Source organism: Algoriphagus sp. (assembly GCF_046296635.1).
Lineage (GTDB): Bacteria > Bacteroidota > Bacteroidia > Cytophagales > Cyclobacteriaceae > Algoriphagus.
Genome location: NZ_JBKBKZ010000022.1, coordinates 84,946 through 92,784, shown reverse-complemented (window position 1 = coordinate 92,784; position 7,839 = coordinate 84,946). Strand labels below are relative to the sequence as shown.

Below are 7,839 nucleotides of genomic sequence, written 5' to 3'. Positions count from 1 at the left end.
GAGACGATGAGGTTGATAGGCTGCAGGTGTAAAGTCAGTGATGGCATAGCTGAGCAGTACTAATTGCCCAAAAACTTACGCTACCCTTGTTACAATTTTTACCAAATATGTTAAAGACATAAGACATTAGACGCAAAGAAGTTAGACAGGAAAAGAGAGATCTTGATACTTGATACTAGCTACTTAAGTCTTCCAATTTAGGCGGCCTAGCGCAGGGGTCCCACCTCTTCCCATCCCGAACAGAGAAGTTAAGCCCTGCAGCGCCGATGGTACTGGGGTTACACCCGGGAGAGTAGGTCGCCGCCACATTATTCAGAAGCCTTTGGAGCAATCCAAAGGCTTTTTTGCGTTTGGACAATTTTATAGTAGCAAGTATCAAGACGTAAGTATTAAGACAGAAGCAAGAGGCTAGAAACAAGAAACAAGAGACAAAGATGATCGAAACCAACTTCCTAACCGCCTAACTTCCAGAGTTTTGATAGTATCAAGTATCAAGACGCTAGTATCAAGACGGTAAAAGCATGAAGCAGGAGCGAATAACCACTTACTTTTTACTACTTACTGCTCACAAACTTACAGCCTCTGGAAAAGTATCAAGTATCAAGACGCTAGTATCAAGACCGAAAAAGCATGAAGCAGGAGCGAATAACCACTTACTTTTTTCCACTTACTGCTCACAATCTTACAGCTTTCCTATTTCCTAACTTCCCTGCTTCCCCAAAGTAGCAAGTATCAGAAGTAAGTATCAAAAAGGAAGAAGTAGAGAGGTTGGATTTTATCTGATTGTGTCCGTTTTTTACTTTTTTCTTTTTACCAAATCCTGATTTTTATCATGAATAGGTAGGGAATAAGTCAGGCTTCTTCAAATAATCTAAAATTAGCTTTGCGGAGAGAACTGAATGATGAAGATGAAAACTATACAAGCCGCTACTTTTGGAATATCGGAAGGTATGACAAATGACTTTTTTTGTTATAATCTCCCAGAAACCTTTGACCCTTCCAAGCCCGAAAATAGTTTTGCTGGAACAGAGGACAAGCCAACTCTGCTTACTATGGATTTATTTAAAACCTTGGACTGGCTTCATGACCGCGATTATCCCAGGCCCTTAGAAAAGGAAGTGTGTAGTACACCGGTACTTCTCTATGTTGCTGATTTTTCAACTGAGCATTTGCTTTTTCATTATGATGGCTCATCCAATTCGGTAGATTTAATCAGGAGATTTATTTCCCTTTTTGGAGACCTGATTAAAGAAAGTAAGGCAACGATTATTTCACCAAATTTTATCCCTAAGTCAAAAATTAAAGACGAGCGGGAAATTATCCAGCTAATTACCTCGTCTACTAAAGAAACAAGTTTTATAAAATTCAATTTTTCGAGGATCGGAGACTTTTGGTCCTACGGTGTTCAAAACGGTTGTACACTCCTTGTTACAACAAAACATTACCAAGCGGATTTGGCCAAGGTGCTATTCCATTTTTATCAAGGAAAAATCTGGAGCACTCGACTTTCCTTTTACCTCTCGGTTTAAATCATGGAATTAGCTGATTTTGATCATGCTTTTCGACCACAGACACAGGTAATTTTATAAAAATATCAGTCCATGAATCCAATTTCCCACATCCAAGTCCAATCAAAATGCTACCACTGTGGGGAAAGCTGTGAGCACGAAGTAATTGCCTATGACAGAAAGTCCTTCTGTTGCCAAGGATGTAAGTTGGTCTATGAAGTATTGTCACAGAATGATCTTTGTGCTTATTACCAGCTAGAATCTAACCCAGGTATAAGCCAAAAGGATAATTCCAGCTTAAAGAATCGCTTTGATTATTTGGATGATGCGGAGGTGAAACAGAAATTATTTGATTTCAGGGATGAAAAAGAAAGTCATATCACTTTTTATATCCCTATGATTCATTGCGCTTCTTGTATTTGGCTACTTGAAAATTTATTCCAGATTAATAGGTCAATTTTTGCAAGTAGAGTAGATTTTATCAAAAAGAAAGTTCAGGTCAAGTTTCTTCATGATAATATCAGTTTGAAGGAAGTTGTCAACTTGCTTTCCACTCTTGGATATGAGCCAAAAATCAATCTTTCGGATCTCGATCACAAGAAAAAAAATTCTATTGACAGAAAAACGCTAACCAAACTAGGTGTAGCTGGATTTTGCTTCGGAAACATGATGCTCTTCAGCATGCCGGAGTATTTCTCAGAGGCAAAACTTCTTGGAAATGGCTTCAAGCAAGTTTTTGATTACCTCAATGTTGTTCTTTCCCTTCCTATAGTCTTTTATTCAGCCAGCGATTACTACCTGTCTGCTTGGAATGCTGTTCGTCAGCGCAAAATCAATATGGATGTTCCGATAGTAATTGGGATCATCGCTTTCTTCCTGTATTCTCTTTGGGAAATTTTCGCTCAGGGTAATGCGGGTTACATGGACAGTTTAGGTGGCTTACTTTTCTTCCTTTTGTTGGGCAAAATCTATCAGCAGAAAACTTTTGCGACACTTGAATTTGATCGGGATTACAAGTCCTATTTCCCTATTGCTGTCACTCGATTGGTCAAGGACCGAGAAGAAGTGATTCCACTTTTTAAGTTGCAAGTTGGTGATGTGGTTTTGGTAAGGGATGAAGAATTAATCCCTGCCGATTCCTTACTCTTAAGTAGTCAGGCTAATATAGACTACAGTTTTGTGACAGGAGAAGAAGTGCCAGTTCCTAAGCACAAAGGAGAATTGATCTATGCTGGGGGAAGACAAAAAGGTGAGGCAGTTAAGCTCACTATTCAGAAATCTCCCTCGCAGAGTTATCTCACAGATTTGTGGAACAATGAGTCTTTTGAAAAATCCAAAAAAAGACTCTTAGAACCGCTTGCAAACCGCATAAGTGGAGTATTCACTTGGACCGTTTTGACTATTGCGGTGGCTGCATTCGTTTTTTGGTTTGGTAAAGATTTATCCATCGCGGTGAAAGCGTTTACCACAGTGCTGATCGTAGCCTGTCCTTGCGCATTATCAATGTCTACACCATTTACCTTAGGAAATACCTTGAGGATTTTTGGAAAGGGCAAATTCTATCTGAAAAATGCGGCTGTGGTAGAGCGGCTGGCTCTATTGGACACTATTGTTTTTGACAAAACAGGAACGCTGACAGATCCCGCAAATGCTAGCATTCAATACAATGGCGAGCCACTTTCAGAAGAAACAAAATCTATTATCAAAGCAATGGTATCCCGTTCTACCCATCCTCTAAGTAACCGGATTAACCTGTATTTGGGGAATATTGACTTGGTTTCTCTTGCCCAAGTGCAAGAAATTAAAGGATCTGGGATTTTAGCCTTTTATAAAAACCAAGAATTCAGGTTAGGATCTCAAAGTTTTACTGGAGTTACAAATCAGCCTAATACGCTAGGAGGTAATCAAGTTTTTCTAAGTGTTGAAGGAGTGAATTTGGGATACTTCCATATCCAGTCTGGATTGAGAAAAGGAGCTACTCAAGTGGTCAATGATCTTTCCGGAGATTTTGATCTCCATGTTCTTTCCGGGGATCATGCGCATGAAAAAGAATCGCTTTCTAGAAAACTTTCCACATCAATTCAATTCAATTTTGAGCAAAGTCCAATTGATAAGCTCAACTACCTCAAAGAACTTAACGGGCAAGAAAAAAATACGCTGATGATAGGCGACGGTCTTAATGATGCCGGAGCACTTCAGGAAAGTCAGGTAGGAATAGCAATTACTGATCGTGTCAGCCATTTCTCTCCGGCAAGTGATGCCATATTGGATGCAGAATCATTCGACAAGATCCCAAGCTTCCTTTCATTCGCAAAGCAAAGTCGACTGATAATTAAGGTAAGTTTTGGGCTAAGTTTCTTATACAATATTGTAGGTATTAGTCTAGCAGTTCAAGGGTTACTTAGCCCTGTGCTTTGCGCGATTCTGATGCCCTTAAGTAGTATTTCTGTGGTGGTATTTACAACACTCGCCACTAATTACATGGGGCTTCGAAAGGGCCTCATTCATTTAAACAAACCCTAAAATGGAAGTTATTTTCATACTCATAGCAGTGAGTCTTATTCTTGCAGTCACCTTTTTGTTCCTCTTTTTCAGAGCGATGAAGGGTGGTCAGTTTGATGACAGCTACACCCCTTCAGTCCGAATTTTATTTGAAAATCAGCCTAAAAAATTAAAAAAAGATCAACCAAAAAAAACCAAGTCCTATGAATGATTCTACTTTGGAACGGTTCCACTATGACAATAAAATTGTCAAGTACTTTAGTGCCGCTACGATTATCTGGGGTATAGTTGGTATGTTGGTGGGGCTACTCGCTGCCACCCAGCTCTTCCTCCCTGAGGCCAATTTGGGAAATCCCTACACTACCTTCGGCAGGATACGCCCACTGCATACCAATGCAGTTGTATTTGCTTTTGTGGGTAACGCCATTTTTGCAGGGGTCTATTACTCCATGCCGCGATTGCTAAAGACTCCCATGTGGAACAGCATGCTGAGCTGGTTTCACTTTTGGGGTTGGCAATTGATTATCGTAGCCGCTGCTATCACTTTGCCTTTGGGTATTACCACCTCCAAAGAATATGCGGAATTGGAATGGCCTATTGATATAGCGATTGCGCTTGTTTGGGTGGCATTTGGAGCTAATATGATAGGGACGCTGGTTAAGCGCCGTGAGCGCCACATGTATGTAGCGATCTGGTTCTACCTCGCTTCCTTTGTCACGGTTGCTGTGCTCCATATTTTCAATTCATTTGAGTTGCCAGTTTCATTCATGAAAAGTTACTCCGCTTATGCGGGGGTACAGGATGCTCTGGTTCAATGGTGGTATGGACACAATGCGGTTGCATTTTTCCTTACGACTCCATTTTTGGGCATGATGTATTACTTTCTGCCGAAAGCCGCAAATCGACCAGTATATTCTTATAAACTTTCCATTGTACACTTCTGGTCATTGATATTCCTATACATGTGGGCGGGTCCTCACCATTTGCTTTACACCGCACTTCCTGAGTGGGCTCAAGTATTGGGTACGGTGTTTTCAGTGATGCTGATAGCACCATCTTGGGGTGGTATGGTCAATGGACTTTTGACACTAAGAGGAGCTTGGGATAAAGTTAGAACAGAACCAGTGCTGAAGTTTTTGGTAGTGGCTGTCACTGCCTACGGTATGGCAACTTTCGAAGGTCCAATGCTTTCCCTAAAGAATGTAAATGCGATTGCGCACTATACAGACTGGATAGTAGGACACGTTCACATCGGTGGTTTGGGCTGGAATGGCTTCTTCACTTTCGGAATGCTGTATTGGATGTGGCCAAGACTTTTCAAAACCACTATCTACTCAACAAAGCTTGCCAACACTCACTTCTGGCTAGGTACGCTGGGCATCATTTTCTATGCACTCCCACTTTATGTGTCAGGATTAACACAATTCTTGATGCTTAAAGAATTCAATGAAGCAGGGCGATTAGCTTATCCAAACTTCCTTGAAACTGTGATTCAGATTGTACCGATGTATGTGCTCAGAGCGGTAGGAGGTCTACTTTACTTGGGCGGTGCTGTGATCATGATGTACAACATGTGGATGACTGCCAAGCAGGGTGTTTTCCAGGAAACTGAAGAAGACCAGGCGCCTGCCTTGGCCAAAGCTTACAATCCAAAAGGAGAGTTCTGGCATAGAGCATGGGAAAGAAAACCCGTCTTCTTTACCATTTTGGCAACAATTGCGATTGCTATTGGTGGGGCAATTGAAATCATACCTACTATTTTGATCAAATCCAATGTGCCAACAATCAGCTCTGTAAAACCATACACTCCGCTGGAATTGGAAGGTAGAGACCTTTACATCGCCAACGGTTGCGTGGGATGCCACTCTCAGATGATCCGACCTTTTAGATCCGAGACTGAGCGATACGGAGAATATTCCAAAGCAGGTGAATTTGTATATGATCGACCATTCCTATGGGGTTCCAAGCGAACTGGTCCTGATCTTCATCGAATTGGTGGAAAGTATCCTGATAGCTGGCATTATTATCACATGACTGACCCACGATCGATGTCTCCAGGCTCGCTGATGCCTCCTTATCCTTGGATGGCTACAAATGAACTGGATAATTCGGATTTACCTGCAAAAATTAGAACACTTCAAAAACTAGGTGTCCCTTACCCAGAAGGATTTGATCAGAAGGCCACAGCGGATTACGATGCTCAAGCCACCAAAATTGTCACAAATCTTAAGGAAGCCGGAGTTGAAGTCGCTCCAAATACGGAGATCGTAGCATTGATTGCTTATTTGCAGCGATTAGGTACAGATATCAAGCAACAAGCAGCTAACTCAAACCAATAATCATAGAAGCCATGTATAAAGAAATTCTAAGATCAATTGATAACATAGAGATCTATCCAATCATCTCTCTGATCATTTTCCTGCTGTTTTTTGTAGGGATGTTTATATGGGTTGTCAGAACGCCCAAAGACCACATTAAGCACATGGAATCCCTTCCTTTTGATGATCAAGAAGCAACCATCAATCAGCCATGAAATCGAGCAGTATGAAAGCTAAACAGATCATCAGGGATATTCGCTATGCGAGATTCCATGTGGCCTTAAATCAAAAATTATAATCACATGAAATCGAGCATGACCCAAAGCGACACACAGAGGTATGGTTATAATTCATGCGAAGATTCCATGTGGCCTTTAAAAAACAAATTATAATCATATGAAATCAAGCATGACGCAAAGCGACACACACTGGAATGATTATAAAGCATGCGAAGATTCCATATGGCCTCTAAAAAACAATTATAATCATATGAAATCAAGCATGACGAAAACGTCACACACTGGGATGATTATTACAACATGCGAGATTCCATGTGGCCTTTAAAAAACAAATTATAAACACATGAAAAAGTTATTTTCATTACTCGCAATTTTGGGGCTCACTACTTTTCCGGTATGGGCTCAAACCGAAGAATCGAATTGGTACACCATGTTACAGGCCATGGACTCAGGTCAACTGACGCTCTTGGTGATTTTGGGAATTGTGCTTGGGGTGATTGTTCTGCTGCTGCTATTGATGGTGTACTTGATGTCATTTATGTCGGCAGTGCTCCAAAAAGAAAACCCAGTCACTGCAAATGAACCATCTTGGTGGGAGACCTTCAAGAAGCGTTTTGTCACTGGGCAGGTGGATGAAGTTGGTAGCAAAGAAGAAAAAGCCAAAATGATGGCAGATCACTCTTACGATGGAATCACTGAGCTGGACAACTTTATGCCTCCTTGGCTTCAATGGGTATTTATAGGAACTGTGGCCTTTGCTATAGTTTACTTTGTTAACTATTCGGTGTTGGGAAATGGGCCAACCGGAGTAGAAGAATATGAGGAAGAACTTCGCGTGGAAGCTGCAGCCGCTGAATTTAGAAAGGCTAATTTGGTTGCGGGAATTGATGAGAGCAATGTAGTCTTTGACGAATCTGCTGGGGCCTTGGCTTCTGGAAAAACTATCTTTGAAACCAACTGTGCCGCATGTCATGCAACTGATGGAGGTGGAGGAGTTGGGCCAAACCTGACTGATGAATATTGGATTCATGGTGGTTCGATCAATGATGTCTTTAAAATAGTGAAATACGGTGTGGTAGAAAAAGGGATGATCCCATGGCAAGATCAACTAAGTCCTGAGCAGATGCAGCAAGTTTCTTCTTATATTTTAACAATGAAAGGTACTACACCGGCAGTCCCTAAAGAACCACAAGGTGAACTCTATACACCGGCTCCAGCAGAAGCTGTACCAACTGATAGCACTTCGGTAGTGGCTTCAATAGAGTAATTTAT

6 protein-coding genes and 1 rRNA gene are annotated in these 7,839 nt (G+C 41.3%); all 7 read left to right on the top strand.

What is annotated here, in order from left to right; all coding sequences use genetic code 11:
• Nucleotides 1-197 precede the first annotated feature (197 nt).
• Nucleotides 198-309 (top strand): 5S ribosomal RNA (gene rrf, locus ACK4HU_RS15510).
• A gap of 599 nt (nt 310-908) precedes the next feature.
• A complete protein-coding gene (locus ACK4HU_RS15505) occupies nt 909-1,529 on the top strand; it encodes a hypothetical protein (protein WP_409808264.1) in 621 nt (206 codons plus the stop codon).
• A gap of 72 nt (nt 1,530-1,601) precedes the next feature.
• Complete coding sequence (locus ACK4HU_RS15500) at nt 1,602-4,031, top strand: heavy metal translocating P-type ATPase (protein WP_409808262.1); 2,430 nt, start codon at nt 1,602-1,604, stop codon at nt 4,029-4,031.
• Between the two features lies 1 nt (nt 4,032).
• Nucleotides 4,033-4,221: a cbb3-type cytochrome oxidase assembly protein CcoS gene (gene ccoS / locus ACK4HU_RS15495; RefSeq protein WP_409808261.1), complete on the top strand. Its 189-nt coding sequence runs from the start codon at nt 4,033-4,035 to the stop codon at nt 4,219-4,221.
• Nucleotides 4,214-6,349 carry a cytochrome-c oxidase, cbb3-type subunit I gene (gene ccoN / locus ACK4HU_RS15490; RefSeq protein WP_409808259.1) on the top strand — a complete coding sequence of 712 codons (2,136 nt, stop codon included), beginning with the start codon at nt 4,214-4,216 and terminating at the stop codon, nt 6,347-6,349. Before ccoS ends, ccoN begins: the two co-directional genes overlap by 8 nt.
• An 11-nt stretch (nt 6,350-6,360) precedes the next feature.
• The gene (locus ACK4HU_RS15485; protein ID WP_409808257.1) at nt 6,361-6,543 is read left to right on the top strand and encodes a cbb3-type cytochrome c oxidase subunit 3; all 183 of its coding nucleotides are present in this window, start codon (nt 6,361-6,363) and stop codon (nt 6,541-6,543) included.
• 367 nt (nt 6,544-6,910) lie between these two features.
• A complete protein-coding gene (locus tag ACK4HU_RS15480; RefSeq protein WP_409808256.1) occupies nt 6,911-7,834 on the top strand; it encodes a c-type cytochrome in 924 nt (307 codons plus the stop codon).
• The last annotated feature ends 5 nt before the right edge of the window (nt 7,835-7,839 follow it).